This window comes from Streptomyces caeruleatus (assembly GCF_001514235.1).
GTDB classification, from domain to species: domain Bacteria; phylum Actinomycetota; class Actinomycetes; order Streptomycetales; family Streptomycetaceae; genus Streptomyces; species Streptomyces caeruleatus.
Window position 1 is genome coordinate 14180 of record NZ_KQ948938.1, and the last position, 25673, is coordinate 39852.

Annotated in this window: 25 protein-coding genes and 1 tRNA gene; 10 read left to right on the forward strand and 16 right to left on the reverse strand. The window is 69.5% G+C overall.

Features of this window, described 5'->3' with window-relative positions; all coding sequences use genetic code 11:
* Positions 1-352: 352 nt before the first annotated feature.
* The gene (locus AQJ67_RS35235) at positions 353-1885 is read right to left on the reverse strand and encodes a DnaB-like helicase N-terminal domain-containing protein (protein WP_062723453.1); all 1533 of its coding nucleotides are present in this window, start codon (positions 1883-1885) and stop codon (positions 353-355) included.
* A gap of 282 nt (positions 1886-2167) precedes the next feature.
* On the opposite strand from AQJ67_RS35235, the gene AQJ67_RS35240 reads away from it, so the two are divergent.
* The 3 genes from AQJ67_RS35240 to AQJ67_RS35245 all read left to right on the forward strand — a co-directional run bounded on the left by AQJ67_RS35240 (position 2168) and on the right by AQJ67_RS35245 (position 4748).
* Positions 2168-2695 (forward strand): helix-turn-helix domain-containing protein, encoded by a 528-nt coding sequence (locus AQJ67_RS35240; protein ID WP_062723456.1) that lies wholly within the window; start codon positions 2168-2170, stop codon positions 2693-2695.
* Between the two features lie 125 nt (positions 2696-2820).
* Positions 2821-3198, forward strand: coding sequence for a helix-turn-helix domain-containing protein (locus AQJ67_RS49760; RefSeq protein WP_079056362.1), 378 nt, complete (start codon positions 2821-2823; stop codon positions 3196-3198).
* A 32-nt stretch (positions 3199-3230) separates the two neighbouring features.
* Entirely contained in the window at positions 3231-4748 is a 1518-nt protein-coding gene (locus AQJ67_RS35245) for a LacI family DNA-binding transcriptional regulator (RefSeq protein ID WP_062723457.1), read from the forward strand.
* 170 nt (positions 4749-4918) lie between these two features.
* Here the strand turns inward: AQJ67_RS35245 and AQJ67_RS35250 are convergent, their stop codons facing one another.
* The 5 genes from AQJ67_RS35250 to AQJ67_RS35265 all read right to left on the reverse strand — a co-directional run bounded on the left by AQJ67_RS35250 (position 4919) and on the right by AQJ67_RS35265 (position 8837).
* Positions 4919-6055 (reverse strand): hypothetical protein, encoded by a 1137-nt coding sequence (locus AQJ67_RS35250; protein ID WP_062723459.1) that lies wholly within the window; start codon positions 6053-6055, stop codon positions 4919-4921.
* Positions 5965-6558: a DUF4365 domain-containing protein gene (locus tag AQJ67_RS46010; RefSeq protein WP_244190684.1), complete on the reverse strand. Its 594-nt coding sequence runs from the start codon at positions 6556-6558 to the stop codon at positions 5965-5967. Before AQJ67_RS46010 ends, AQJ67_RS35250 begins: the two co-directional genes overlap by 91 nt.
* Positions 6559-6844: 286 nt before the next feature.
* Positions 6845-6918, reverse strand: a tRNA-Pro gene (locus AQJ67_RS35255).
* Between the two features lie 33 nt (positions 6919-6951).
* Positions 6952-7761: a Pr6Pr family membrane protein gene (locus AQJ67_RS35260; protein ID WP_062723461.1), complete on the reverse strand. Its 810-nt coding sequence runs from the start codon at positions 7759-7761 to the stop codon at positions 6952-6954.
* 149 nt (positions 7762-7910) lie between these two features.
* Positions 7911-8837 (reverse strand): metallophosphoesterase, encoded by a 927-nt coding sequence (locus AQJ67_RS35265; protein ID WP_062723463.1) that lies wholly within the window; start codon positions 8835-8837, stop codon positions 7911-7913.
* A gap of 121 nt (positions 8838-8958) precedes the next feature.
* Between AQJ67_RS35265 and AQJ67_RS35270 the strand changes: the two genes are divergently transcribed.
* Positions 8959-9423, forward strand: coding sequence for a GatB/YqeY domain-containing protein (locus AQJ67_RS35270; RefSeq protein ID WP_062723465.1), 465 nt, complete (start codon positions 8959-8961; stop codon positions 9421-9423).
* 143 nt (positions 9424-9566) lie between these two features.
* Here the strand turns inward: AQJ67_RS35270 and AQJ67_RS35275 are convergent, their stop codons facing one another.
* On the reverse strand, positions 9567-11873 hold the full coding sequence (locus AQJ67_RS35275; RefSeq protein WP_062723467.1) for a transglycosylase domain-containing protein: 2307 nt from the start codon (positions 11871-11873) through the stop codon (positions 9567-9569).
* Between the two features lie 463 nt (positions 11874-12336).
* On the opposite strand from AQJ67_RS35275, the gene wblA reads away from it, so the two are divergent.
* Positions 12337-12675: a transcriptional regulator WblA gene (gene wblA / locus AQJ67_RS35280; protein ID WP_062697668.1), complete on the forward strand. Its 339-nt coding sequence runs from the start codon at positions 12337-12339 to the stop codon at positions 12673-12675.
* 64 nt (positions 12676-12739) lie between these two features.
* On the opposite strand, the gene bagB is transcribed toward wblA, so the two are convergent.
* On the reverse strand, positions 12740-14137 hold the full coding sequence (gene bagB, locus AQJ67_RS35285; RefSeq protein ID WP_062723469.1) for an ATPase BagB: 1398 nt from the start codon (positions 14135-14137) through the stop codon (positions 12740-12742).
* Between the two features lie 52 nt (positions 14138-14189).
* Complete coding sequence (gene bagA, locus AQJ67_RS35290; protein WP_062723471.1) at positions 14190-15167, reverse strand: ATPase BagA; 978 nt, start codon at positions 15165-15167, stop codon at positions 14190-14192.
* Between the two features lie 106 nt (positions 15168-15273).
* On the opposite strand from bagA, the gene sp36 reads away from it, so the two are divergent.
* Together sp36 and AQJ67_RS35295 are read left to right on the forward strand one after the other, a co-directional pair.
* Complete coding sequence (gene sp36, locus AQJ67_RS47170; protein ID WP_010986011.1) at positions 15274-15435, forward strand: Sp36 family protein; 162 nt, start codon at positions 15274-15276, stop codon at positions 15433-15435.
* Positions 15432-15899 (forward strand): RidA family protein, encoded by a 468-nt coding sequence (locus tag AQJ67_RS35295; RefSeq protein WP_062723473.1) that lies wholly within the window; start codon positions 15432-15434, stop codon positions 15897-15899. Before sp36 ends, AQJ67_RS35295 begins: the two co-directional genes overlap by 4 nt.
* Positions 15900-16063: 164 nt before the next feature.
* Here the strand turns inward: AQJ67_RS35295 and AQJ67_RS35300 are convergent, their stop codons facing one another.
* The 3 genes from AQJ67_RS35300 to AQJ67_RS35310 all read right to left on the reverse strand — a co-directional run bounded on the left by AQJ67_RS35300 (position 16064) and on the right by AQJ67_RS35310 (position 18834).
* Entirely contained in the window at positions 16064-16912 is an 849-nt protein-coding gene (locus AQJ67_RS35300; protein ID WP_062723475.1) for an MBL fold metallo-hydrolase, read from the reverse strand.
* Between the two features lie 85 nt (positions 16913-16997).
* A complete protein-coding gene (locus AQJ67_RS35305; protein ID WP_062723477.1) occupies positions 16998-17888 on the reverse strand; it encodes an NUDIX hydrolase in 891 nt (296 codons plus the stop codon).
* Between the two features lie 271 nt (positions 17889-18159).
* Complete coding sequence (locus AQJ67_RS35310) at positions 18160-18834, reverse strand: Crp/Fnr family transcriptional regulator (RefSeq protein WP_030046018.1); 675 nt, start codon at positions 18832-18834, stop codon at positions 18160-18162.
* Between the two features lie 366 nt (positions 18835-19200).
* On the opposite strand from AQJ67_RS35310, the gene nth reads away from it, so the two are divergent.
* The 3 genes from nth (at position 19201) to AQJ67_RS35325 (ending at position 22171) form a co-directional block, all read left to right on the forward strand.
* On the forward strand, positions 19201-20109 hold the full coding sequence (gene nth / locus AQJ67_RS35315) for an endonuclease III (RefSeq protein ID WP_425264201.1): 909 nt from the start codon (positions 19201-19203) through the stop codon (positions 20107-20109).
* A gap of 70 nt (positions 20110-20179) precedes the next feature.
* Positions 20180-20875: an NUDIX hydrolase gene (locus tag AQJ67_RS35320; protein WP_062723687.1), complete on the forward strand. Its 696-nt coding sequence runs from the start codon at positions 20180-20182 to the stop codon at positions 20873-20875.
* A gap of 96 nt (positions 20876-20971) precedes the next feature.
* Positions 20972-22171 carry a MarP family serine protease gene (locus AQJ67_RS35325; RefSeq protein ID WP_062723479.1) on the forward strand — a complete coding sequence of 400 codons (1200 nt, stop codon included), beginning with the start codon at positions 20972-20974 and terminating at the stop codon, positions 22169-22171.
* A gap of 63 nt (positions 22172-22234) precedes the next feature.
* Here AQJ67_RS35325 and AQJ67_RS49765 read toward each other — a convergent pair whose 3' ends face one another.
* From AQJ67_RS49765 to nhaA, 4 genes are all read right to left on the reverse strand, one after another.
* The gene (locus tag AQJ67_RS49765) at positions 22235-22417 is read right to left on the reverse strand and encodes a hypothetical protein (protein WP_078662374.1); all 183 of its coding nucleotides are present in this window, start codon (positions 22415-22417) and stop codon (positions 22235-22237) included.
* Between the two features lie 127 nt (positions 22418-22544).
* A complete protein-coding gene (locus AQJ67_RS35330; protein ID WP_030046013.1) occupies positions 22545-23495 on the reverse strand; it encodes an alpha/beta fold hydrolase in 951 nt (316 codons plus the stop codon).
* Positions 23492-23995, reverse strand: a complete 504-nt coding sequence (locus AQJ67_RS35335; RefSeq protein ID WP_062723481.1) for a phage holin family protein — start codon at positions 23993-23995, stop codon at positions 23492-23494. Before AQJ67_RS35335 ends, AQJ67_RS35330 begins: the two co-directional genes overlap by 4 nt.
* Positions 23996-24072: 77 nt before the next feature.
* Positions 24073-25512 carry a Na+/H+ antiporter NhaA gene (nhaA, locus tag AQJ67_RS35340; protein ID WP_062723484.1) on the reverse strand — a complete coding sequence of 480 codons (1440 nt, stop codon included), beginning with the start codon at positions 25510-25512 and terminating at the stop codon, positions 24073-24075.
* Positions 25513-25673: the final 161 nt, after the last annotated feature.

Genomic DNA, 25673 nt, shown 5'->3' on the forward strand with positions numbered 1-25673 from the left:
CGGCGGAGGAGGCGAGTGAGGAGGCGCCGGCGAGGAGGTACCGGTTGCTGCGTGTCGTGGCGCGGGTTATCGGGGGTGGGGGAGTGCAAGGCGATGGGCTCCAGGGTGGTGCGGTGGGGCTTGTGGTGCGGGGGTGAGGGGCGTTCACGGAGGGGGCGTTCACGCGGGCCCCCTTCTAAAGGGGGGCCCCGCGCGTGATCGCTTGGGCGCGTGTACGGCGTGGACGCTCGCGTGATCGGTTGACCTGCGATTTTGCGGTGAGCGTGGACGCCGTGAGCGGTTCGCGGTGGGGCATTCGCGTGAGGGCCGCGTGTACGGTCGCGTGATCGCTTCCGGGCGCTGCCGCTGGGCGTCAGCCGACGGACGTGAGGTGGCGTGCCGAGGCGTAGTAGCGGGTCTGCTGTCCGCCTCCGGCTCCTCCGGCGGTCCCGTCGACCTTGGTCGCCAGGCCGCTGGCGACGAGGCTTTGCAGTCGGCGCCGCGCCTTTTCCAGGTCGCCGCGTTCGGGCTCGGCGCTGCCGAACAGGACGGTCGCCAGGTCGCGGGCGGTCAGGCCGCCTGGAGAGTTGCGCAGCAGGACGGCGGGGTCCTTGCTGGGGTCGAGCGTGGTGGTGCCGCGCACGTGGTCGTGAGTGACGTCGAGCGGGCCGATCTCCCCGGTGGGGGTCTTGAGGTGGTGCAGGGTGACCGCGGGGTCGCCTGCCCGTCCGGCGATGAAGAGGACGCTGCCCGCGCCGGCGGTGATCCAGGCGGAGCCGTACACCTGGTCCAGAGCGGGGCGTTGGCCGCGCGGGGCGTCGGCGGTGGCCTTGCGCTGGTGGTGCAGCTCCATGATCTCCACACCGTTGCGCAGGGCGCGCATGCGGGCGTTGTGGAAGGCGACCGCGAGGCCGTCGTCGACCATCGTGCTGACAGCGTCCTTGAGACTGTCGATCACGATGGTGTCGGCCCGGTGGGCGGCGGCGAGGTCGGCGAGGAGGTCGGGCTCCTTGTCGAGGGTGGCGGGCAGCGGGCCTTCCCAGACGACGAGCCGCTCGCGCAGGATCTTCTCATCGGTGGGGAAGACACGCCGGTCCATGGCCCTGGCGATCTGCCGGGGCCGGTCCATGGCCAGGTAGAGCACCCGCCTGCTAGGGGCGACCGGCATCTCCAGGACGGTCTGCTGCAGGCCGATGCGGGCGAAGATCACCTGGTGGGCCAGGGTGGTCTTGCCGACCCCGGGTGCGCCGACGATCATCAGGCTCTCGCCGGGCGCCCAGACGGTCTTCTCCCGCGTGCCCCACAAGGGCTCGGCGTCCGCGCCGGTCTCCTTGACGAAGGACCACCCGTCGGTGGCGAAGCGGTTCAGACGGCCCTGGCCCGAGGCCAGCGCACGCTCGCGCTCGGCCCGCATCTCCGCTTCGACCTCGCTGCGTATCGCCTCGGGGTCGGCGCCCGGTTCCTGGGCGCGTTGGACGGTGCGTGTCGCGGAGGCGAGAAGGCGGCGGAGGTTGGCCTTCTCGCGGATGATCTCCGCGTGGTACTCCGCGCTGCCGGTGCCGTAGTGCACGTTGGCGAGCTGGTGCAGATAGGCGACGCCACCGACGCGCTGCAAGTCCCCCTGCTGCTGGAGCAGCTCGGTCAGGACGATCGGGTCGGTCGGCTTGTCCTCACGACGCTGGGCACGCAGCGCACGCCAGATCGTCTCGTGCGCGGGCCGGTAGAAGGCGTCTTCGCCGAGAATCGGCCGGACCGTGTCGACGACGTCACTGTTGTGCATGCAGGCACCGAGCACCGAGCGCTCGGCCTCCACGTTGTACGGAGGCTCCGTCGCGTCCAGCGTCGGCTCGGGGCCTTCCCTGAAGCGGGATGGCGTATTCGGTTGGGGATCGGCCATACTAGGCATCAGCTCCTCTGCTCGCGGGCCATATGGGACGGCAATCCCGGACTCCGCGGGTCGATCGCTAGGGATGGCGGTTGAGAGGTTTGCGCTTGAGCCCCCGGCATCGCCGGGGGCTTCTTTCATGTGACGTGCGGTCGCGCGGACTCCTCGGGTTGGCGGGTGGGACCATCAGTATGCCACATGAATTGCAGATCGCAGAAGTATTCTGCGTCTCGCAGCGGGCATGCTACTGTTATGGGGTCACTGCGATTGGCAGGAGACTGCTACGAACGGAAGGAGGTGGGTATGGCCGATGAAGGCACCCAGCAGGGCGTCCTGCTCAGCGGCGAGAGCAACGTGGCGGTGCGCATCAAGCTGGAGCGCGAGGCGCGTGGCTGGAGCACCAACGCTCTGTCCGACCGCCTGAACGAGGCCGGCTTCGAGATGAACCCGTCCGCGGTCTGGCGCATCGAAAACGGCAAACGCCGCATCAACCTCGACGAGGCCATCGGCTTCGCCGAGGTCTTCGGCATCGACCTACGCAACCTAGTGGGCCCCCCACAGCTCGCTGCCCAGGCCCGCGCCATGGAGCTCATCGACGCCGTCGTGGACTCGTTCCGCGAGACCCAGCGCGCCAACGCCGCCTACACGAAGGCGCGCGATGCCCTCGACGCGTACCTCGCCGAGCACCCGGACATCCGCGAGGAGGCAGACGTGATGGTCTCTAACGCCATGGCCGAGGCGTCCACCCAGCACCTGCTGGAGACGTACGGACCGCCGCCCGGCGAGCATCACGATGCCGATGCCGATGCCGATGCCGATGGCGAGGCGTAGCCGCCGACTCTCACTCCCGTCCTGGACCCGCAAACCCCCAGTACGGGCATCTCACCCTCATCCCTAGCGATCGACCGGCGGGTCGGCGTTGCCGCGCACACGCCCGCCAGAAGAGGACTCACCCCTTGCACCAACCCGCAATACCCCCTGCCTCCGCACCGACTCCGCACACCGAGGCCGCCCTCCCGCGCCTCTACCTCCCAGAGGAAGTCGCCGCCGTCCTCGGCTGCTCCGCCTGGTGGGTGAAGGACCGCGCCCGCCGACGGCTCATCCCGTTCACCCGCGTAGGCCGCGCCTACCGCTTCTCGGATGATCACCTCGCCGAGATCATCTGCATGCACGAAGAACGCCCGGCCCGGAATCCGCAGCGCCCCAGCGGCATGACTGCGTCCGCTCCGCAGCCCCCAGCGCGTCGGCAAAGCGAGGGGCCTGTGACTGCGGTCCGCCTCAAGGCCCGGCCACCGCGCCGCATGCTCAAGTCTCAGTACGGCACCGCCGCTTAACGCACCCCACACGACAGAAGGGAGGGAACCCAGTGGGGTACGCAGAGAAGCGCGCCGGCTACTGGCGCGGCCGGTACAAGATCGAGGATGGGAAGTACGGCACCGTCGCCGATTCGACAGGTGCCGTGGTCAAGTTCGCCACCAAGCGCGAGGCCAAGCAGGCCGCAGATGCCGAAGAGGTCAACGTCCGGCGCGGCCAGTGGCGCGACCCCGGCCTCGGCCAGGAGACCTTCGGCGAGTACGCCAGCCGCTGGTACGAGGCCCAGGACCTGGCTGCCTCGACCATGCAGAACTACAAGCGCCACATCGAGGAGCACTTGCTCCCGGAGTTCGAGGACAAGGCGCTGGCCGGCATCCTGCGCACGGATGTCGACGTGTGGGAGAAGAAGGAGAAGGCCGTCTATGCGGCCTCCAGCGTCAAGACCTGGCGTTCGACGCTTCACCTGATCTTCGAGGACGCGATCGACGAGGGTCTGATCACGTCCAACCCTGCCGCCAGGCGGAGAGGGCGTGGAAAGCGCGCAGGCCGCTCCCGCGACCGTGGCCCGGAGAAGGTCGTCACCGACGCGCTCGGCATCCTGCTGACGGCCGAACGAGCTGGTCTCCTCTCCGGCCGCGACGACGAGTTCGTCGCCGTGGTCCTCAAGGGCTACACGGGCAAGCGCTGGGGCGAAATCGTGGGTCTTGAAACGGAGTTCGTCCGACCTGGTGCGTTCCGTGTCGAGTGGCAGCTCTACGAGCTGGACACCGGCGAGCTGGTGCGCTGTCCGCCGAAGGACGACAGCTACCGCACCATCGACGCGATGGACTGGCTGTCGGCCTTGGTCTCCGACCACATCGCCCGTACGAAGCCGACGCCGTGCCTATGCCACGGGAAGATGTACGTCTTCCGGGGCCAGGGGGCAGCGCGTACCGGTGGGCACCAGGGCGCGAAGCTCGTCGACGTCGCGCGGCTGGCAGGCGTCTCCACGGGGACGGTCTCCAACGTCCTCAACCGCCCTGACCGTGTCGCAGAGGCCACCCGAGTGCGGGTCGAGAAGGCCATCGCCGACCTGGGATTCGTACGGGGCGGCACCGTGTCGGAGCACGCAGCGCACTGGCGCAGGAACGGCTTCGCCACCTGGCTGTTCACTCCGGCAGCCTCCGGCTGGTATCCGAAGAAAGCCCCGCAGGAGGCCCGCCCCGTACCGCTACTCGGCGAGCCGTGGCCCGGCGTCCCCGCCCGAGGACGCGGCGCCACCGATCGCGCTGACGCCTGCTGGCTCCCGATCGCCAAGGGCCTCACACCCCACGGCCTTCGTCACACTCACCGGACGATGATGGAGGACCTGGGCACAGAGAAAGTGCTCATGGACGAGCGCATGGGCCACCTCGACGGTTCGGTCTCCGCGCGCTACGCCCACGTCACCCCCGGCATGCGCCAGCGCCTCATGCTCGGCTTGACCCGGCAGTGGGAGGCGGCCCTCGACGCCCGCCTGGCTCTGTGCCCGCGGTCACCGGTGCGCGTGCTCAACGACCTCCTGCGTGCACGCGCGGTAGCCCTGCAATAGCCCCACGGTGCCCCACAACACTGTTGTGGGGCACCGCTGTATTCCCCGTACGACTACGGCACCGGCGACCCACGGCCTATGTCATGCCGAAATCACTGGGTCGCCCACAGTGATGTCAGGATGCGGGCGGCTTGGTGGTAGCAGTGTGCCCTGTAGCTGGAGCGCAACAGCTAGTCGTCTGCTCCCAGCGACGGGTCAGGGCCGAAGGCAGTGACAACCATGCGGGCGAGCCCACCGGGTGGACTGGTCAGCGTGCCGCTCACGCGGACCGGGATTCCGGCATCGTGACAGTGCACGGCTGCGTGATAGTCCCTGTCGGCAAGGTCCATCCATACCGTGCGGCTGCGGCGCTGTATGAGCGTTTGGACCCCGACTCGGCCGGTGTCGTCATCGGGGTGGCGACTGAGGTCTGTGACCACGCCGTAGATCAGGTGCTCTCGTGTGTAGACCTTGGTCTTGAGCTGTTCGGATACAAGGTCGACGATCTCGATCGCATCGCGGTTGAACTCAACATGCGCTGGCGTACCTGGAGGTGGCGCAGCCACACGGGACCAGTTGAAAGCCACGTCGAGCGCGCTGACGGACTCCGTGTTCACGACCTTGGCGAGAGCCTGACACAGCTCGTAGGAGACCCCTTCACCGATGGAGTCGTTGATCTCGCTTGCGGTGGGTGCGTGTTCGGCGCCCGCCATGTCTTCCAGTACGCCGAGCGCGCGAGACATCGTGGCCGTCACCCGGCGGTCAAAGAGAGTCTCCTCGATCTGAACGTCGATGTGATCCTGGCGGGGCGAGTAGACGTCCTCTGGGGAGCGTGCCTGGCTGATGATGGGCACGATGTAGGAGCCGCGACGAGTCTGGCCTAGGCGAACTTCCCGTGCCTGATCACGTGCTCGAGTCGGGAAGTTCCGGAAGTGCCCTTGTCGCCGGATGGTCGCCGCAGCAGAGGCCACACGGAGGCGCTTCGCAGAGACGAAGAGCTCATACCCGGACTCAAGCGGGATCGACCCATCGCTCATCGACGGGTGGGAGGCCCGGAGGTCAGTGACGTCGTTATAGACCGTTGCGATGGCGTCGTGGACTGTCTGAACGTCTTCGCTCCCGACTCTCGCCAGGTCCTGGATGAGGATCCGTGCCCTCTTGGCGAAGTCTGGTGCGCCAGGCTTCATGGGGACGAGGACGACTTCGTCCGCCGGCCCTGGGAGCCTCCAAAGTTCGGCTACGTCCCCGCCCGATACCGGGGCCCAGCCGGTGACCTTGATGTAGCTGCGAATCTCTTCGGGACCGAAGTCTGGGGTGTTGTCCGCCATGTCAACTCAACCCCAGACCGGCGCTGTTGGTCATGCGTCGCGCAGCATCGAACATGGTCCCCATGGCCTTCACGGTGAGCTCGGTGCTCAGGAAGGTGGATCGCAGTAGTTGATCCACCAGGAGCGTGTCCCATCCCGTAGAGGGAGGACCAGTAGCCGTGGCAAGCAAGGACGATCGAATCCGGCTGGTGGATCACCCAGCGACCGATGTCGGGCGGGACTATGAGCAGCGCCAGGTGACCAGGTGCTGAACGCTCAGGATCACGTAACTTGTCGTAGGTCTCGATGTCCAGGTCGAAGCTGTAGCCGCTTCTGATGGTGCGTGGGTTCTGCGTGCACTTGAGCTGGATATCGACCATGAGGCCGCGCGAGCGGAGCGTGACGTCGACCCCGTCTTTGTCTACGTTCCAGTCGCAGATCGTGTACCCGCCTTGCGTTGCTAAGGCATGCACGTACGCGCGACTGACTTGTTCCTTCTGCCAGCTCGTTGCCTCAGCAGCCATGCCCGCCCCCCGGTTGTGTGATCGCGAGGATAAGTGGGATCGGAAGGCGAGGGAATACCGCGTCCACGGCCCGTCTCTGGGCGTCCCAGCCAGGCACTGTGGATACCGATTGGCGAGTGCACAGGGTCAGCCGCGGCATGGCTGCTGGTCGCTGGCTTCGAGATGCAGGACCGTCTGGGAGAAGTCCACCAAGATCTTCTCCCAGATTTCTCCCAAACGATCACCGAAGACGCAGGAAGGGCCTGATCCTCAGTGAGGATCAGGCCCTTGACCTGGTGTTTCTCTGTCGGGGTGGCGGGATTTGAACCCACGACCTCTTCGTCCCGAACGAAGCGCGCTGCCAAGCTGCGCTACACCCCGATGTCACTGCTTGTCGCGGCGACGTCGTTTACTTTAGCCCACGGGCGGCTGGAGACGAAATCCGGTTTTCGCGCGGTGGTGCAGGCGGTGGCGGAGCGGGTTGGGGCGGGCGTGGTCGAGGGCCACGAGGAGGATGGCCAGGGCGTAGCTGGTGAGGCCGATGAGGAGGGCGTTCGCCAGGATGCTGCGGTAGCCGTGCCGGGCCACATCGAGGAAGGGGTAGAGGTAGCGGGCCGGCGTGCCGGGCACGAGGAGTTCGCCTCGGACCAGGGTGAACGCCAGGTAGGTGAGGGGGTAGAGCATCCAGGTCGCTGCCGGGCGGAGGTGCAGTTGGCCGGGGGCCGTCAGGAGCAGCCAGTCCAGCAGGGCCGCGATGGGCGTCGCCGTGTGCAGGACCTGGGTGGTGATCACGTGCCAGCCCGTCGGTCCGGCGGCCTCACCCGTGAGGACGCCGGGCAGCATGTAGGGGCTCGCCTCGTTGGCCAGGAGCGCGTGGTAGGTGAGGCCCGTGACGATGACGTAGAGCAGGGTGGCGCCCGTCAGTGCGGACGGCAGGGGACGGCGGGCGGTCCAGGCGCGGCGGGCCGAGAGGGTGAGGACCACGGCCAGAAGGATGTTGCTCTGGATCGCGAAGTGGCTCAAGGTGCGCAGGGGGCTGCCGAGGGCCAGTTCGAGTGACACCGCTGCCGCCGCGATCAGGGCGACCAGCAGGCGGTACGTGGCTACCAGGGGGCGGCGTACGGGGGGCACCACCGCCGTGGCGGGGACGTGGGAGGGCAGCAGCACGGGGATGCCCGGTATCGCGGGGAGGTCCGGGATGTCCCTGGGTATCGGGGCGGTCATGCCCTCACGCTAAGCAGGGTGGGCGAAACGGGCGATATGGGTGGTCCGTGCGGGTTACGGGGAGGGGGACGGGGTTACGTCCGTCCGTCCGCCCGCCCGCCACGCCCCGCGGAGCAAGTGCCCTGACGGCCTCAGCTCCCCTTGCTCCCCTACTCCCGCCCCACCAGCGTCAGCAACGTAGCCTCCGGCGGACACGCGAATCGGAACGGCGTGTAGCGGTTCGTGCCGCAGCCTGCCGAGACGTGCAAGTAGGCGGTACGGCCCTCCGCCGTGTGCGTGGACAGGCCCCGCGCCCGGTCCGTGTCCAGGTCGCAGTTGGTGACCAGCGCGCCGTAGAAGGGGATGCGGAGCTGGCCGCCGTGGGTGTGGCCGGCCAGGATCAGGGGGTAGTCGTCGGCCGTGTACGCGTCCAGGACGCGCAGGTACGGCGCGTGCACCACACCCATCGCGAAGTCCGCGGCGCCGGACGGGCCGCCCGCCACCTGCTGGTAGCGGTCCCGCTTGATGTGCGGGTCGTCCAGGCCGGTGAGCTCGACGGACACGCCCTCGACCTTGAGCGTCCCCCGCGTGTTCGTCAGATTCAGCCAGCCCGCCGCGTCGAAACCGTCCCGCAGGCGTTCCCACGGGTTGTGGATCGCGCCGACCGCCGGCGGGTTGCCGTTCAGGCCGTGGCGGCCCTGGGTCTTCTCCAGCAGGTAGCGGGCGGGGTTGCGCAGCTTGGGGCCGTAGTAGTCGTTGGAGCCGAAGACGTACGCGCCCGGGAACTCCATCAACGGGCCCAGCGCGTCCAGCACCTCCGGGACGCCTTCCGGGTCGGACAGGTTGTCGCCGGTGTTGATCACGAAGTCGGGGCGCAGACCGGCCAGCGAGCGCAGCCAGCGCTGCTTCTTGCGCTGGCCGCCGACCATGTGGATGTCGGAGACCTGGAGCACGCGCAGCGGACGCATCCCCGCCGGCAGGACGGGGATCGTCACCCGTCGCAGACGGAAGGAACGGGCCTCGAAACCCGCCGAGTACAGCAGACCGGCGGCGCCAACCGCCGTGATTCCCAGGGGTACTCCGTATCGCGCACGCATACGACCATCGTGTCAGACCGGGGGAGGGCCACGTACCCAGCAGCTTCGGCGTACTCCCCGCAACCGCACCCCCCTTGAAATCAACGGGCGTTCCGCTCCCCACACCTGCGACAATCACCCCATGACCACGCTCAAGTCGAAGCTTCAGGAAGACCTCAACGCCGCGATCAAGGAGCGCGACGAGCTCCGCTCCTCGACGCTCCGGCTGACGCTCGCCGCGATCACCAAGGAGGAGGTCGCGGGCAAGGAGAAGCGCGAGCTCTCCGACGACGAGGTGCAGAAGGTGATCACCCGCGAGGCGAAGAAGCGCCGTGAGGCGGCCGAGGCGTTCGCGCAGGGTGGTCGTGCCGAGCAGGCCGAGCGGGAGAAGGCTGAGGGCGAGCTCCTCGCCACGTACCTGCCCAAGCAGCTCAGCGACGACGAGCTGAACGACATCGTCGCCCAGGCCGTCGAGGAGGCCAGGGCCGCCGGCGCCGAGGGCCCGCGGGCCATGGGCGCCGTCATGAAGATCGTGAACCCGAAGGTCGCCGGGCTCGCCGAGGGCGGCCGGGTCGCCGCGGCCGTCAAGAAGCTGCTGGCGGGCTGACCCCCAGGCAGCGGCCTAGCGGCCTAGCGGCCCCGTCGGAAACGGCCCCTGTCGCCTCGTTCGTACGAGGGGACAGGGGCCGTTTCCATGTCACGCCGGCCTTCGGGCCGGGCGGGCCAGGCGGGCCGGGCGGGGCCCACGCCTCAGCCGCGCCCCCCGTTGCCGTTCCCGTTCGACTGGCCCTGCCACCAGCCCTCGGGGATCGAGAAGGTGGGCGTCGGGAACGTGCCGCCGCCCGTGCCGCCGTCCGTGCCGCCGCCGTTGTTCCCGCCGGTGTCTCCGCCGCCGATCAGACCGCCGATGAGGCCGCCGTCGTCGCCGTTGTTCCCGTCGTCGTTGCCGTTGTCGTCACCGTCGTCGTCACCCCGGCCCTTGTCCTCGTCGTCCGGGATGTGCACGCGCTTGAAGTTCTCGACGGGCTTGCCGTCGAGGGCGCCGATCATGGCGTCGCGCCAGATCGGGCCGGGGACGCGGCCACCGTAGACCAGGTCGTTGTACACGCCGCCGATGTAGATGTTGCGCATCTTGACCTTCTGGGTGGCGCTGCCGACCCAGACGGCGCCCGAGAGGTTCGGCGTGTAGCCGACGAACCAGGCGTTGCGCCGCTCGTCCGTCGTACCGGTCTTGCCGGCGCTGTCGCGGTCGGTGAGGCCGGCCTCCTTGCCGGTGCCGGAGTCGACCACGCCCTGGAGCAGGTTGTTGATGGTGTCCGCGGTCTGCTCGGACATGGCGCGCGAGCACGTCGACTTGGGCACCTCCAGCGACTTCTGCTGCCCGGCGACCTTCTGCGAGATCGACTCGATGGCGATCGGCGTGCAGTACATGCCGCGGGAGGCGAAGGCGGCGTACGCGCTCGCCATCGTCAGCGGGGAGAGGCCGATGGAGCCGAGGGCGATGGCGGGCTTCTCCGGGAGCTTGTCGCCGTTGCCCTGGCGGACCTGGAGCTTGTCGGTGATGTTGACCACCGGGCACAGACCGATGTCGGCGATCATCTGCACGAAGTAGGTGTTGACCGACAGCTCCATCGCCTTCTTCAGACGGTAGGGGCCGTGCTCCGACTCGCTCTCGTTCTCCAGCTTCTCGTTGTTGAGGTTGGTCCACGGCGAGCTGTCGCACGTCTGTACCGGGCTCGGGTACGGCATCTCGAACGGCGACGAGTACTCCTGCGTCGGCGGCCGGCCCTCCTCCAGCGCGGCCGCCGCGACGAACGGCTTGAACGTCGAACCGGTCGGGAAGCCGAAGTTGGAGCCGCCGTATGCCTTGTCGACGGAGTAGTTGAGCTCGGTCTCGTTCTTGCCGAAGCCGTACGGCTTCGACTGGCCCATGCCGAGGATCTTGCCGGTGCCGGGCTCGACCAGGGTGGTCGCGGCGGCGACCTTGTCGTCCTGGTAGACGTGCTCCTTGAGCGAGGCCTGGACCGATTCCTGGGACTGCGGGTCGAGGGTCGTCGTGATGGTCAGGCCGCCCTGGTTCCAGATCTTGGCGCGGGCCTCGCGGTTCTTGCCGAAGACCGGGTCGCTGAGGAAGACCTGCTCGACGTACTTGCAGAAGAAACTGGCGCCCTTGACCGCGGTGATGCAGCCGTTCTTGGGCTTGCTGACCTTCAGGCCCAGCGGCGCCTCCTTGGCCTTGTCGGCCTCCGCCTGGGAGACGTCGCCGAGGTCGGCCATGCGCTGGAGGACGATGTTGCGCCGCTTGGTGGCCTCGGCCTCGTCGTTGACCGGGTCGTAGCGGCTGGGCGACTGGACGATGCCGGCGAGCAGCGCGGCTTCCTGGAGCTTGAGGTCCTTGGCGGACTTGGAGAAGTAGCGCTGGGCAGCGGCCTCGACGCCGTACGCCTGCTGGCCGAAGAACGTGATGTTCAGGTAGTTCTCGAGGATCTTCTTCTTGCCGAGCTCCTCCTCGACCTGGATCGCGTACTTCAGCTCCTTGATCTTGCGGCCGAGGGTCTGCTGGGTGGCCTGCTGGACCTTCGTCGCGTCGTCGCCGGCCTCCTCGACGAAGACGTTCTTCACGTACTGCTGCGTCAGTGTCGAGGCGCCCTCACTGACGCCGCCGCTCTGCGCGTTGCGGTTGACGGCGCGCAGGATGCCCTTCAGGTCGACCGCGCCGTGCTGGTAGAAACGGGCGTCCTCGATCGCGACGATCGCCTTCTGCATGTACGGCGAGATGTCCTTGAGGTCGACCACCGTACGGTCGCGTGAGTAGACCGTGGCGAGCGTGCCGCCCTTGGCGTCGAGGATCGTGGTGCGCTGGCTCAGCGGTGGCGTCTTGAGGTTGGCCGGGAGCTCGTCGAAACTCTCGACCGAACCCTTGGCCGCGAGTCCCAGCGCGCCTACGGCGGGCAGTGCGATACCGGCCAGCACGGCTCCCGCGAGCACACTGACACCGAGGAACTTGGCGGCCTGCTGCGTTGGCGACAGACCACCGCCCGAGCGCTTCTTTGGCATGGGGGCAGCCTAAACCGTAGAGATGAGCGAACCGAGGCCCGACCGGACGTGAGGCATGGCATGGCAATGCCGCCCATTTCCCGGACAGGCGTACAGGCCTTGGCCTAAGCTGCTCTCAACTGTCACAGCAGTGCGGCCACGTATCAATACGTCCGGCGACCCCGAATCGTTGCGGAGGTTCCCCACTTTTTTGGTGGGCGCGTGTCCGAATCCGCCTTGTGTGTCATCCGGCGTCCGTTGTGACTCAACAGAACTGTCCCGGTTTGCCGGGAAGGTCATGTATGTCGCCAGCTCACTCCCCCGGGTGATCTGCCGCTTACGCATAGTCCGTTCGGGCCATTCAAGATTGGGCCCGAAGGGGGTGTTGCGCTGTGCCCACCTTCCGTAACGTCCTCAACTGGCGGCGGTGAATATGCCGCTGCCGCCGTGGGGGAGCCTCGATTCGGGAGAGGACGGCGCCGGTATGGGCTGGGTAGTCGACTGGAGTGCGCAGGCGGCCTGCCGCACTACCGATCCGGATGAACTGTTCGTTCAGGGAGCAGCGCAGAACAGGGCCAAGGCGGTGTGCACCGGCTGCCCGGTGCGCACGGAGTGCCTGGCGGACGCGCTGGACAACCGCGTCGAGTTCGGCGTGTGGGGAGGAATGACGGAGCGCGAGCGCCGCGCTCTGCTGCGCAGGCGGCCCACCGTGACCTCCTGGCGCCGGCTGCTGGAGACGGCGCGTACGGAGTACGAGCGGGGGGCAGGCATCCTGCCGCTCGACGACGACGAGGTGTACGAGAACTACGCGGCGGTGAGCTGAGGGGCCAGGACTCCCGGGCCTCCCTGGGCGGGGCCCGCGGGACTCCCTCGGACTCCCTCTGACCTCAGGCGTCGACCGCGGTGTCAGGCAGCTCCGGCCGATGGGCCGCGAGCCGGTCGCCGATGTCCCGCAGTCCCGCGAGGTCATGCACATCGCCGGGCAGCGCGGCCACTTCGGCGACGGCCACCTCGGGGTGCAGCGCGGTGAAGCGGTCACGCGTGCGCTGCTCGCGGGAGAGCAGCCGCATACGCTCGGCGTGCAGCCTCAGCAGGCCTGCGGTGAGTTGGTCGACGGACCGCTCCACATGCGGGGTGACGGACTTCGGTCCGTCCGTGGCCGCGGTGCGCTCGGGGTCCGTGGCGGCGGGGGAGCCTGCGTCGGGAGCCGGTGCCTCGGAAGCGGCCGATTCTGAACTCTCGTACGTGTCGGGGGAGTTACGAAGTCCAGCTTTCCCGTCCTCCTGATCCACAATGCGGGGCTCTTCAAGATTTTCCGCGGCGGCGAGCGCCCGCTCGGCGGACAGCCGGTCGGCGCCGCTGCCGTGGACCCGGTTGAGCACCAGACCCGCCAGCGGCATGTCCTCGGCGGCCAGCCGCTCCACGAAGTACGCGGCCTCCCGCAGCGCGTCCCGCTCCGGTGCCGCCACCACCAGGAACGCCGTGCCGGGCGCCTGGAGCAGCTTGTACGTGGCGTCCGCGCGCGTGCGGAAGCCGCCGAACATGGAGTCCATGGCGGCCACGAAGGTCTGTACGTCCTTCAGCAGCTGTCCGCCGAGCAGCTTGCCGAGGGCGCCCGTCATCATCGACATGCCGACGTTCAGGAACTTCATCCCCGCACGCCCGCCCATCTTCGCCGGGGCCAGCAGGACGCGGATCAGCTTGCCGTCCAGGAACGAGCCGAGCCGCTTGGGCGCGTCCAGGAAGTCCAGCGCCGAGCGGGACGGGGGCGTGTCGACGACGATCAGGTCCCACTCGTCCTTGGCCCGCAGCTGGCCCAGCTTCTCCATCGCCATGTACTCCTGCGTGCCCGCGAAGCCCGCCGAGAGCGACTGGTAGAACGGGTTGCCCAGGATCGCGGCCGCCCGCTCGCCGTCCGCGTGCGCCTCGACGATCTCGTCGAAGGTGCGCTTCATGTCGAGCATCATCGCGTGCAGCTCGCCGTCGCCCTCCACGCCCTTCACCCGGCGCGGGGTGTTGTCCAGCGAGTCGATGCCCATCGACTGGGCGAGCCGGCGCGCCGGGTCGATGGTGAGCACGACCACCTTGCGGCCCCGCTCGGCCGCCCGCAGCCCCAGCGCCGCGGCGGTCGTCGTCTTGCCGACGCCGCCCGAGCCGCAGCACACCACGATGCGGGTCTTCGGGTCGTCGAGCAGCGGGTCGAGGTCGAGGACGCGCGTGGGGGACAGGTGCGGGGCGTGGTGGCGGGTCGCGTCCTGCGCCTGGGCCGGTTCCGGACGACTCATGACATCCCCTGCTTCCGACGTACCGCGTACGGCTCCCGACTTGTGAACGGACTCATGTGAGGCCCTGTTCCCGCAGCCCGCCCGCGAGTTCGTACAGGCCCGCCAGGTCCATGCCCTCGGCGAGCAGCGGCAGTTCGTGCACCGGCAGCTCCAACTCCTGCAGGACCGCCCGCTGCTCGTGCTCCAGCGTGTGCCGCTCGGCGTACTCGTCGGCCTGGGTCAGCAGCGGGCTCACCAGCCGCTCGGCGTTCCCGCCGCGCCGTGCCCCGCCGAGCCCGGCCGAGGACAGCGACTTGGCGACGGCGGCGCGCGGCACACTGCGTACGAGTTCCAGATCGGCCGCGTCCAACACCTCGGGCCGCACCATGTTCACGATGACCCGCCCGACCGGCAGCCGCGCCGACCGCAGCTCGGCGATCCCGTCCGCGGTCTCCTGGACGGGCATCTCCTCCAGCAGCGTCACCAGGTGCACGGCCGTCTCGGATGACTTCAGCACCCGCATCACGGCCTGCGCCTGATTGTGTATCGGCCCGATCCTGGCGAGCCCGGCGACCTCGTCGTTGACGTTCAGGAAGCGGGTGATGCGGCCGGTGGGCGGCGCGTCCATGACGACGTAGTCGTAGACGAACCGGCCGGCCTTGTCCTTCCTGCGTACGGCCTCACAGGCTTTGCCGGTGAGGAGTACGTCACGCAGGCCCGGCGCGATGGTGGTGGCGAAGTCGATGGCGCCGAGCTTCTTCAGGGCCCGGCCCGCACCGCCCATCTTGTAGAACATCTGGAGGTAGTCCAGAAGGGCCAGTTCGGGGTCGATGGCGAGGGCGTACACCTCCCCGCCCCCTGGAGCGACGGCGATCTTCCGCTCCTCGTAGGGCAGCGCCTCTGTCTCGAAGAGCTGCGCGATGCCCTGCCTGCCCTCGACCTCGACGAGAAGCGTCCGCTTCCCCTCCGTCGCGAGGGCGAGCGCGAGCGCGGCGGCGACCGTGGTCTTTCCGGTCCCGCCCTTGCCGCTGACGACCTGGAGCCTGCTCACGTCTTCGAGCCTAACCAGTCGCGGCGCGAGTCACGCGGCAGCCTGTGGATAACTTGGACGTGGTCGGCCGCATGGCCCCCTGCGGGCAGCGGATAAAGTCGGCCACATGACCAAGTGGGAATACGCAACCGTGCCGCTGCTCGTACACGCCACGAAGCAGATTCTGGACACCTGGGGCGAGGACGGCTGGGAGCTCGTCCAGGTCGTGCCCGGGCCGAACAACCCCGAGCAGCTCGTGGCTTACCTGAAGCGGGAGAGGCAGGCGTGAGCGCCGTCGAGGCGAAGCTGGCCGAGCTGGGGCTGACGCTTCCGGAGGTCGTCCCTCCGCTGGCCGCGTACCAGCCGGCCGTGCAGTCGGGCGTGTACGTGTACACCGCCGGGCAGCTGCCGATGGTGGAGGGCAAGCTTCCGGTCATCGGCAAGGTGGGCGCCGAGGTCACCGCCGAGGAGGCCAAGGACCTCGCCCGTATCTGTGCTCTGAACGCTCTCGCCGCCGTGAAGTCGGTGGCGGGCGACCTGGACCGCATCGCGCGGGTGGTGAAGGTCGTGGGCTTCGTGGCGTCGGCCTCCGACTTCACGGGGCAGCCGGGTGTCCTCAACGGCGCCAGCGAGCTCCTCGCGGAGGTCCTCGGCGACAAGGGCGTCCACGCGCGCAGCGCGGTGGGCGTCGCCGTGCTGCCGTTGGACGCGCCGGTGGAGGTCGAGGTCCAGGTGGAGCTGACGGGGGCGTAGGCCTTCGGCAGGACGGTCGTCGGGTGCCAGTTGTGGGGTGCCGGTCGTCGGCTACGGCCGTCGGGCGCCGGCGGCCGAAGTCGTGACGCGGCAGCCTGTCCGGTGAGATCCGGGCAGGCCCAGGGCCGTCAGCGCCGCGGCGAGGAGACCCGCCGCACCGGCGATCACGGCCCAGCCGGGCCCGAGATGAGCCCGTGCTCCTCCAGGTACTCCAACTGCGCCCGTACGGAAAGCTCGGCCGCCGGCCACAGGGAGCGGTCGACGTCCGCGTACACGTGGGCGACCACTTCGGCCGGTGAGCCGTAGCCGTCCTCCACGGCCGTCTCGACCTGGGCGAGGCGGTGGGCGCGGTGGGCGAGGTAGAACTCGACGGCGCCCTGGGCGTCCTCCAGGACGGGGCCGTGGCCCGGGAGGACGGTGTGGACGCCGTCGTCGACCGTGAGGGACCTGAGCCGCCGCAGCGAGTCCAGGTAGTCGCCGAGGCGGCCGTCGGGATGCGCCACGACCGTCGTGCCGCGCCCCAGGATCGTGTCGCCGGTCACCACGGCGCGGTCCGCCGGGACGTGGAAGCAGAGCGAGTCGGCGGTGTGGCCGGGCGTCGGTACGACCCGCAGTTCCAGTCCGCCGACGCCGATCACGTCCCCGGCGGCCAGCCCCTCGTCGCCCAGCCGCAGCGCCGGGTCGAGGGCACGCACGCGTGTGCCGGTCAGTTCGGCGAAGCGTACGGCGCCCTCTGCGTGGTCCGGGTGGCCGTGGGTGAGCAGGGTCAGGGCGATGCGCTTGCCGGCCTGCTCGGCCGTCGCGACGACGTTGCGCAGGTGTCCCTCGTCCAGCGGGCCGGGGTCGACGACCACCGCCAGGTCGGAGTCCGGCTCGGACAGGAGCCAGGTGTTGGTGCCGTCCAGGGTCATCGCGGAGGGGTTGGGCGCGAGGACGTTGACGGCGCGGGGGGTGGCGGGGCCGGAGAGGACCGCGCCTCGCGGCTGGCCGGGGAGGGCTGCTGCGTCCGTCATGCGAGGGGGCCTTCCGGGTCCGGGGCCAGGTTCGGGTTCGGGTTCGAGCTCAGGGCTGTGGGGGGTGCGGGATTCTTGGGCGCCGTCATGCCGGGGTTCCGTCGGTCGGGATGTGCTTGGTGAACTCGTCGTGCCCGGGCCAGGAGAGCACGATCTCGCCGTCCTCCAGGCGGGCCTGGGCCAGGACCGGGGTGAGGTCGCGGTCGGGGGCGGCCGCGAGGGCCTGGGCTGCGCTGTCGTACGGCGTCAGCTGACGGAGCGTCGCGATGGTGGGCGGCATCATCAGCAGCTCGCCCTTGTCGTACGAGGCCGCGGCGTCCGCGGGGCGGATCCACACCGTGCGGTCGGCCTCCGTCGAGGCGTTGCGGGTGCGCTGGCCCTTCGGGAGGGCGGCGACGAAGAACCACGTGTCGTAGCGGCGGGGTTCGAACTCCGGGGTGATCCAGCGGGTCCAGGCGCCCAGGAGGTCGGAGCGCAGGGCCAGGCCCCGGCGGTCCAGGAACTCGGCGAACGACAGGTCGCGGGTGACCAGGGCGGCGCGGTCCGTCTCCCAGTCCTCGCCGGTGGTGTCGCCCACGACGGAGTCGGGGGTGGGGCCGGCGAGCAGGACGCCTGCCTCCTCGTACGTCTCGCGCACGGCCGCGCAGACGATCGCCTGGGCTGTGGCCTCGTCGACGCCGAGCCGCTGAGACCACCACGCGCGCGTGGGGCCCGCCCAGCGGATCGGGTGCTCGTCGCGCGGGTCCACGCCGCCGCCCGGGTAGGCGTAGGCGCCGCCCGCGAAGGCCATGGATGCTCGGCGGCGGAGCATGTGGACTGCGGGGCCGGGGCCGGGGGCAGTGGTGGTGCCGGGGTCGGCGTCCCTGAGCAGCATCACTGTGGACGCTCGTTTCGGGGCTACGGGGGTGAGGCTTCCGTCCGCCAGTGCGCGGATGCGGTCCGGCCATTCCGGTGGGTACCACTGCCCGTTTGCCATGGGCGGAGGCTATCTCGTGGTGCGTGGATGTTCGAGGGGTGGCTGTGTGTGCGGGGTGCCTCCGGCGGTTGGCGGGGGATGCCTGCGGCGGCCCGTTGTTGTCCGGTGGGGGTTCGCGTAGCGCGGTTCGGTGAGTGGGGGGCGGGGCCGTGCCGCCGTACGCGGGTGCCGCGCCGTGGGGCGGTCTCCGACAAACAGTCGTGAGGCGATCTCCGACAAACAAAGCGGGGCCCCGCCTCTTGGTGAGGTGGGGCCCCGGGGGTGTTTGTGGCTAGCGGGAGCGCTTGGCGAGGCGTTCTACGTCGAGGAGGATCACCGCGCGGGCCTCCAGGCGGAGCCAGCCGCGCTGGGCGAAGTCCGCCAGGGCCTTGTTGACCGTCTCGCGGGAGGCGCCGACCAGCTGGGCCAGCTCTTCCTGGGTGAGGTCGTGGACCACGTGGATGCCCTCCTCGGACTGCACGCCGAAGCGGCGGGAGAGGTCCAGGAGCGCGCGGGCCACGCGGCCGGGGACGTCCGAGAAGACGAGGTCGGACATCGCGTCGTTGGTGCGGCGCAGCCTGCGGGCCACGGCGCGCAGGAGTGCGGTGGCCACCTCGGGGCGGGCGTTCAGCCAGGGCTGGAGGTCGCCGTGGCCGAGGCCGAGCAGCTTGACCTCGGTCAGCGCGGTGGCGGTCGCCGTGCGCGGGCCCGGGTCGAACAGGGACAGCTCGCCGATGAGCTCGCCGGGGCCGACGACGGCGAGCATGTTCTCGCGGCCGTCGGGAGACGTGCGGTGGAGCTTGACCTTGCCCTCGGTGACCACGTAGAGCCGGTCGCCGGGGTCGCCCTCGTGGAACAGAGAGTCGCCACGGGCGAGGGTCACCTCACTCATGGAGGCGCGCAGTTCCGCGGACTGCTCGTCGTCGAGAGCCGCGAAGAGCGGATTGCGCCGCAGAGGGTCGTCCACGAGTTCTCTCCTTGTCGACCTGCTCAGGGGATCTTTCCCCCGCGTACCAGGGAACCGTGCTCCCCATTTTGCCGGACGGTCCAAACAGTGTGATCTGTCACAAGGATGCCGCACAGGTGTCCCGAGGTAAGCGGCAGGGGTCCAATTGGGGGCCGATCTTCAGGGTCCGGGGCGGATGTCAGTGTCGGGCTTTAGGCTGGCCGAGTGTCCAAATCGCCGGTGAGAGCACAGGCCAAGGGGGCTGGGCGGGTGGTTGTACGTCGGGATTCCGCTGTGGGCGAACAGGGTCCTGGTGGTGGAAGGAAAGCGACGAAAGCGGCGAAGAGCGGGGTCGGTGACGTGGCGGCTGGTGGCGAGAAAGCGGCGGTGAAGAAAGCCGCGGTGAAGAAGACGAGCACGACGAAGGCGATCAAGAAGAAGCCCGCCGTCGTGCCCGAGAAGGCCACCGCCGCGGTGAAGGGTGCTTCTCCCGTCAGGACGGTCGCCGCCAAGCCCCCTACGGGTGAGTCCCGCACCGCTCTCGTCCGTCGTGCCCGGCGGATCAACCGCGAGCTCGCCGAGGTCTATCCGTACGCCCACCCCGAACTGGACTTCGACAACTCGTTCCAGCTGCTGGTCGCCACGGTGCTGTCCGCCCAGACCACCGACCTGCGGGTCAACCAGACGACCCCGGCGCTCTTCGCCAAGTACCCGACCCCCGAGGATCTGGCCGTCGCCGATCCGGAGGAGGTCGAGGAGATCCTCCGTCCGTGCGGTTTCTTCCGGGCCAAGACCAGGTCGGTCATGGGGCTGTCGAAAGCGCTGGTCGAGAACCACGGCGGTGAGGTTCCGGGGCGGCTCGATGACCTGGTCAAGCTGCCCGGCGTCGGCCGCAAGACAGCCTTCGTCGTGCTCGGCAACGCCTTCGGCCGGCCCGGGATCACCGTGGACACGCACTTCCAGCGGCTCGTGCGGCGCTGGCAGTGGACCGGGCAGACGGACCCCGACAAGATCGAGGCCGAGATCAGCGCGCTGTTCCCGAAGGGCGACTGGACGGACCTCTCGCACCACGTGATCTGGCACGGCCGCCGCATCTGCCACGCCCGCAAGCCCGCGTGCGGCGCCTGCCCCATCGCGCCGCTCTGCCCGGCGTACGGCGAGGGCGAGACGGACCCGGAGAAGGCGAAGAAGCTCCTCAAGTACGAGAAGGGCGGCTTCCCCGGCCAGCGGCTCAATCCGCCGCAGTCCTACCTGGACGCGGGTGGCAAGGCGGCTCCGCCGCTGGGGGCCGGATGACCGGAGCGGGCGGGGCGGAACGATCCAGATGGCGTCGGGCGTTGGACCGGGCAGGACGACGGGGGTGGCGATGACGCGGGCGAGTGAGACGCAGGACGGGCCGGTGATGCTGAGCAAGGACGGGCTGCCGGACTGGCTGGACCCGGTGGTGCGGGTGGTCGAGACGGTCGAGCCGGTGCAGCTGAGCCGGTTCCTGCCGCCAAAGGACGGCGCGGGGCGGCAGTCCGCCGTGCTGATCCTTTTCGGTGAGGGTGCGTGCGGGCCCGAGTTGCTGCTGATGGAGCGGGCGAGTTCGCTGCGTTCCCATGCCGGTCAGCCGTCGTTCCCGGGCGGTGCCCTCGACCCCGAGGACGGCGACCCGCAGGGCGACGGGCCGTTGCGGGCCGCCCTGCGGGAGGCCGAGGAGGAGACCGGGCTCGATCCGAGCGGTGTCCAGCTCTTCGGCGTCCTGCCGAAGCTGTACATCCCGGTCAGCGGCTTTGTGGTCTCGCCCGTGCTGGGCTGGTGGCGCGAGCCGAGCCCGGTCGACGTCGTCGATCCGAACGAGACGGCACGCGTCTTCACCGTCCCCGTGGCGGATCTCACGAATCCGGACAACCGCGCCACGACGGTCCACCCCAGCGGCCACCGAGGTCCGGCATTTCTGGTCGAATCGGCGCTTGTGTGGGGCTTCACCGCCGGGATCATCGACCGTCTGCTCCATTTCTCGGGCTGGGAGCGGCCTTGGGACCGGGGGAAGCAGGTCCCGCTCGACTGGCGGTCATGACAGGGTGTCTGCCGTGCTGTGTTTTCCCGGGGGTCAACCCCCGGACCCCCGGCCGAGCTGGTGGGACCGGAGAGTGAAGAGGCGAGGCCAGAAGCAGTGAACGTGCTGGACATCCTGTTGCTGGTCGCCGCCGTGTGGTTCGCGATCGTGGGCTACCGCCAGGGCTTCGTCGTCGGCATCCTGTCGGTGATCGGCTTTCTGGGCGGCGGCCTCGTGGCCGTGTACCTCCTCCCGGTCATCTGGGACGCGTTGACCGACAACGCCGAGGTGAGCACGACGGCCGCCGTCGTCGCCGTCGTTGTCGTCATCGTGTGTGCCTCGGTCGGCCAGGCGCTGACCACCCATCTCGGCAACAAGCTGCGCCGGTACATCACCTGGTCCCCGGCCCGCGCCCTGGACGCCACCGGCGGCGCCCTCGTCAACGTCGTCGCGATGCTCCTCGTCGCCTGGCTGATCGGCTCCGCCCTCGCGGGGACGACGCTGCCGACGCTCGGGAAGGAGGTCCGTAACTCCAAGGTGCTGCTCGGCGTCTCGCGGGCGCTGCCCGACCAGGCCGACACCTGGTTCGCGGACTTCTCCTCCGTACTCGCGCAGAACGGTTTCCCGCAGGTCTTCAGCCCGTTCTCGAATGAGCCGATCAACGAGGTCCAGCCGCCCGACCCGGCCCTGGCTAACAGCCCGGTGGCCACCCGCGCCCAGCGCTCCATCGTCAAGGTGATGGGCACGGCGCCGAGTTGCGGCAAGGTCCTGGAGGGCACCGGCTTCGTCTTCGCCGACCGTCGCGTCATGACCAACGCGCATGTCGTCGGCGGCGTCGACGAACCCACCGTCCAGATCGGCGGCGAGGGCAAGAAGTACGACGCGACCGTCGTCCTCTACGACTGGGAGCGCGACATCGCCGTGCTCGACGTGCCGGACATGCGCGCGCCCGCCCTGCAGTTCACGGCCACCGACGCCGAGAGCGGCGACGGCGCGATCATCGCGGGCTTCCCGGAGAACGGGGCGTACGACGTGCGGGCCGCGCGGGTCCGCGGGCGGCTGCCGGCCAACGGGCCGGACATCTACCACCGCGGCACCGTGCGCCGCGACGTCTACTCGCTGTACGCGACCGTCCGCCAGGGCAACTCCGGCGGTCCGCTGCTCACGCCCGAGGGCAAGGTGTACGGCGTGGTCTTCGCCAAGTCCCTCGACGACGCCAACACCGGCTACGCGCTCACCGCGGACGAGATCCAGGAGGACATCGTCAAGGGGCGTACCGCCAACCAGCAGGTGGACAGCGACAGCTGCGCGCTGTAGTCCCCCGGAAGGGGTGTGAGACCCCCGGAAGGGGTGTGAGACCGGCCGTGAAAGGGCGGCCGGTCAGCCGCGCGGGTGGCGTAGCCGCACCGAGACCCAGCGGGCTCGGCGGCGCAGGATGCGCGGAATGCCCACCCGGAGGTCCGAGCCCGGCATCTGCGGGGCGCTGCCTCGCTGGTGGGAGCTCAGGCCTCCGGCCGAGCGTCGATTGCGTGCTGCGTCACTGTAGTCGTGCGTCCAGCCCATACCCCGACGTCTGCCCCTGCCCCAAGGTCGATAACCGCCCCCAGGGCCCCCAATTGGCCTATGCGCCGGGCAATTGGCTGTTCGTAGGACACGTGTTCAGATCCGGATACCGGGCGCATCGGCGCGGTCACCGATCGGGTTCGGGGTCTTTCAGCCAGTTGATCAGTTCGGTGGAGAAGGCGACCGGGTCTTCCTCGTGCGGGAAGTGCCCGAGCCCGTCGAACAGTCGCCAGCGGTACGGCGCTTCGACGTACTCGCCCGAACCGGCCGCGCTGCGGGTGCGCATCACGGGGTCGAGTGAGCCGTGCAGGTGGAGGGTCGGCACGCGCACCGGCCGCTTCATGCGCCGGTTGAACTGGATGCCGTCGGGGCGGGCCAGCGAGCGGACCATCCAGCGGTACGGCTCGATGGAGCAGTGCGCCGTCGACGGGATGCAGATCGCCCGTCGGTACGTCTCCACCGCCTCGTCGTCGGGCAGGCGGGGGCCGGACCAGTCCCGGATCAGCCGGGCGACGAGCGCGCCGTCGTCGGCGGTCAGCTGCCGTTCGGGGATCCAGGGGCGCTGGAACCCCCAGATGTAGGAACTCGCACTCGTCTGCTTGACGTCCGAGAGCATCGCCGAACGCCAGCGCCGGGGGTGCGGCATGGACGCGACCGCGAGCCGCCGTACCAGCTTCGGGCGCATCACGGCAGCCGTCCACGCCAGGTAGCCGCCCAGGTCGTGGCCGACCAGCGCGGCGTCGGGCTCGCCGAGCGAGCGGATCACGCCGGTGATGTCGAGTGCGAGGTTGGCGGGGTCGTAACCGCGCGGCGTGCGGTCGCTGCCGCCGACGCCCCTGAGGTCCATCGCCACGGCCCGGAACCCGGCGTCGGAGAGGGCGACGAGTTGGTGCCGCCAGGTCCACCAGAACTGGGGGAAGCCGTGCAGGAGCAGCACCAGCGGGCCGTCGCCCATCTCCGCGATGTGGAAGCGCGCGCCGTTGGCGGCCACGTCCCGGTGGGTCACCTCTTTCCCGCCGGGGACGTCCAGTCGTACGACCGAGGCAGGTTGCGCCGAGGGGGTGGCGGGATCCGTCATGACGACGAGCGTGCCACAGCCTCGATGGCCGCGGGCGCCCGGTCCTCCAGCTCCGGTGCCGTCGCCGGGGCCGGACGCGGATGCGGCTTGGCGTTCTGCAGGACGCCCGCCGTCTCCTTCACCGAGGCGGCGACCTTCTGCGGGCCCTTGCTCTTCTTGGCCTTCTTCGCGAACGCGACCCCGATCAGCGCGAGGACGACGGCGACGAGCACGTTCGCCGCGAAGGACAACACGAAGCAGATCGCGAGGTTCCAGTCGCTCCAGGTCCGAATCCCGTACGCAAGGGCGAAGTTCAGCATGGGCAGGGAGAACAGCAGCACCGCGCCGGCCGCCGTGAACGCGCCGCCACTGGTCGCGCCGCGCTTGACGTCCTGCTTGAGCTGAGCCTTCGCCAGTGCGATCTCGTCGTGCACCAGCGCCGACATCTCGGTCGTCGCCGACGCGAACAGCTGGCCGATGCTGCGTTCGGCGCCGACCGGGCTGCCGTCGGGTGCGCTCATCGCGGTCTCCCTCGTAGATACGGTTCCGTCTTCTGCCTGGCTGAGTACGGTTCCGTCTTTTGTACCGTCCCGTCAGATCATGCCCGACGATGCTCCTCCTCGCCTGCCCCGCCCGCCACTTCGGCAAGCCTGTGGCGTGCGGCGGCCTTCTCCTCGGCGATACGGCGGTGCTCGGCGGCCTTGCGCTCGTGGATGGCGGCCATCCGCAGGTGGTACTCCGGCTCGTCCTCCTCGTAGATGTCCGGAATGCCGTCCGCGTCCTCGTCGCGCTCCTCGGCCTCCCACAGCCGGCGGTACTTGGCGTTCCGTATCTTCAGCAGCACCGTCGCCAGGAGCGCAGCGGTGAGCGAGCCCATCAGCACGGCAGCCTTGACCTCGTCGGTCAGCGCCGCGTCGCCCACGAAGGCGAGCTCGCCGATGAGCAGCGAGACGGTGAAGCCGATGCCGGCGAGGGTCGCGACGGCGAACACGTCCGCCCACTCCAGGTCGTCGCTGAGCGAGGCCCTGGTGAAGCGTGCCGTCAGCCAGGTGCCGCCGAAGATGCCGACCGTCTTGCCGACGACCAGCCCGAGGACCACGCCGAGCGTCTCCGGCTGGGTGAAGACATCGCCGAGTGCGCCGCCGGAGACGACCACACCCGCGCTGAACAGCGCGAACAGCGGCACGGCCAGCCCTGCCGACAGGGGGCGTACGAGATGCTCGATGCGCTCGCCGGGCGAGCGCTCCTCGTCCTCGCGCCGGGTGCAGCGCAGCATCAGGCCCATCGCCACGCCCGCGATGGTGGCGTGGACGCCGCTGTTGTACATCAGCCCCCAGATCACGAGGGCGAGCGGGACGTACACGTACCACCCGCGTACGCCCTTTCTCAGCAGCAGCCAGAAGACGGCGAGGCCGGCGACGGCGCCGCCGAGCGCGGCGAAGTTGATCTGTGAGGTGAAGAAGATCGCGATGATCAGGATGGCGAAGAGGTCGTCGACGACGGCGAGGGTGAGCAGGAAGGCGCGCAGGGCGCTGGGCAGGGAGGTGCCGATGACGGCGAGCACGGCGAGCGCGAAGGCGATGTCCGTGGCGGTCGGAACCGCCCAGCCGGCCGAGGAGCCGTGTCCGGTGACATTGGTCAGCGTGTAGACGAGCGCGGGTACGGCCATGCCGCACAGGGCGGCGACGACCGGCAGTACGGCCGCCCTGGGGTCCTTGAGGTCGCCTGCGACCAGCTCGCGCTTGAGTTCGATCCCGGCGACGAAGAAGAAGACTGCGAGGAGCCCGTCGGCGGCCCAGTGCTCGACGGACAGGTTCAGACCGAGGGCCTCGGGGCCGAGGTGGTAGTGGCCGACGCTCTCGTAGCTGTCGTGCAGTGCGGGGACGTTCGCCCAGACCAGCGCGGTGATCGCGGCGACGAGCAGGAGCACGCCGCCGACGGTCTCGGTGCGCAGCGCCTCCGCGACGAAGTTCCGCTCGGGGAGGGACAGCCGTCCGAAGAGCTTGCGGACGGGGGCGGTGCTGCGGGGCGCGGTCACGGGGGAGACCTCCGGTCGGTGGGCAGGACGGAGCACATGCCGACCAGACTTCCCGGCGCACCTGAGATCGCGATTGTTTTGGTTAGCTTACCTAAGGGTGTGCCGTGGTGCATCCGTCGAGCCCGTTGAGGTCCACGGTACGTACGCGAGGGGCACCCGGC

Bases quoted from the DNA above. Each gene is read 5' to 3' on its own strand.
- AQJ67_RS35235 (WP_062723453.1), bottom strand. From the start codon at position 1,885: ATGCCTAGTATGGCCGATCCCCAACCGAATACGCCATCCCGCTTCAGG.
- AQJ67_RS35240 (WP_062723456.1), top strand. From the start codon at position 2,168: ATGGCCGATGAAGGCACCCAGCAGGGCGTCCTGCTCAGCGGCGAGAGC.
- AQJ67_RS35250 (WP_062723459.1), bottom strand. From the start codon at position 6,055: ATGGCGGACAACACCCCAGACTTCGGTCCCGAAGAGATTCGCAGCTAC.
- AQJ67_RS46010 (WP_244190684.1), bottom strand. From the start codon at position 6,558: ATGGCTGCTGAGGCAACGAGCTGGCAGAAGGAACAAGTCAGTCGCGCG.
- AQJ67_RS35260 (WP_062723461.1), bottom strand. From the start codon at position 7,761: ATGACCGCCCCGATACCCAGGGACATCCCGGACCTCCCCGCGATACCG.
- AQJ67_RS35265 (WP_062723463.1), bottom strand. From the start codon at position 8,837: ATGCGTGCGCGATACGGAGTACCCCTGGGAATCACGGCGGTTGGCGCC.
- AQJ67_RS35270 (WP_062723465.1), top strand. From the start codon at position 8,959: ATGACCACGCTCAAGTCGAAGCTTCAGGAAGACCTCAACGCCGCGATC.
- AQJ67_RS35275 (WP_062723467.1), bottom strand. From the start codon at position 11,873: ATGCCAAAGAAGCGCTCGGGCGGTGGTCTGTCGCCAACGCAGCAGGCC.
- wblA (WP_062697668.1), top strand. From the start codon at position 12,337: ATGGGCTGGGTAGTCGACTGGAGTGCGCAGGCGGCCTGCCGCACTACC.
- bagB (WP_062723469.1), bottom strand. From the start codon at position 14,137: ATGAGTCGTCCGGAACCGGCCCAGGCGCAGGACGCGACCCGCCACCAC.
- sp36 (WP_010986011.1), top strand. From the start codon at position 15,274: ATGACCAAGTGGGAATACGCAACCGTGCCGCTGCTCGTACACGCCACG.
- AQJ67_RS35300 (WP_062723475.1), bottom strand. From the start codon at position 16,912: ATGACGGACGCAGCAGCCCTCCCCGGCCAGCCGCGAGGCGCGGTCCTC.
- AQJ67_RS35305 (WP_062723477.1), bottom strand. From the start codon at position 17,888: ATGGCAAACGGGCAGTGGTACCCACCGGAATGGCCGGACCGCATCCGC.
- AQJ67_RS35320 (WP_062723687.1), top strand. From the start codon at position 20,180: ATGACGCGGGCGAGTGAGACGCAGGACGGGCCGGTGATGCTGAGCAAG.
- AQJ67_RS49765 (WP_078662374.1), bottom strand. From the start codon at position 22,417: ATGGGCTGGACGCACGACTACAGTGACGCAGCACGCAATCGACGCTCG.
- AQJ67_RS35330 (WP_030046013.1), bottom strand. From the start codon at position 23,495: ATGACGGATCCCGCCACCCCCTCGGCGCAACCTGCCTCGGTCGTACGA.
- AQJ67_RS35335 (WP_062723481.1), bottom strand. From the start codon at position 23,995: ATGAGCGCACCCGACGGCAGCCCGGTCGGCGCCGAACGCAGCATCGGC.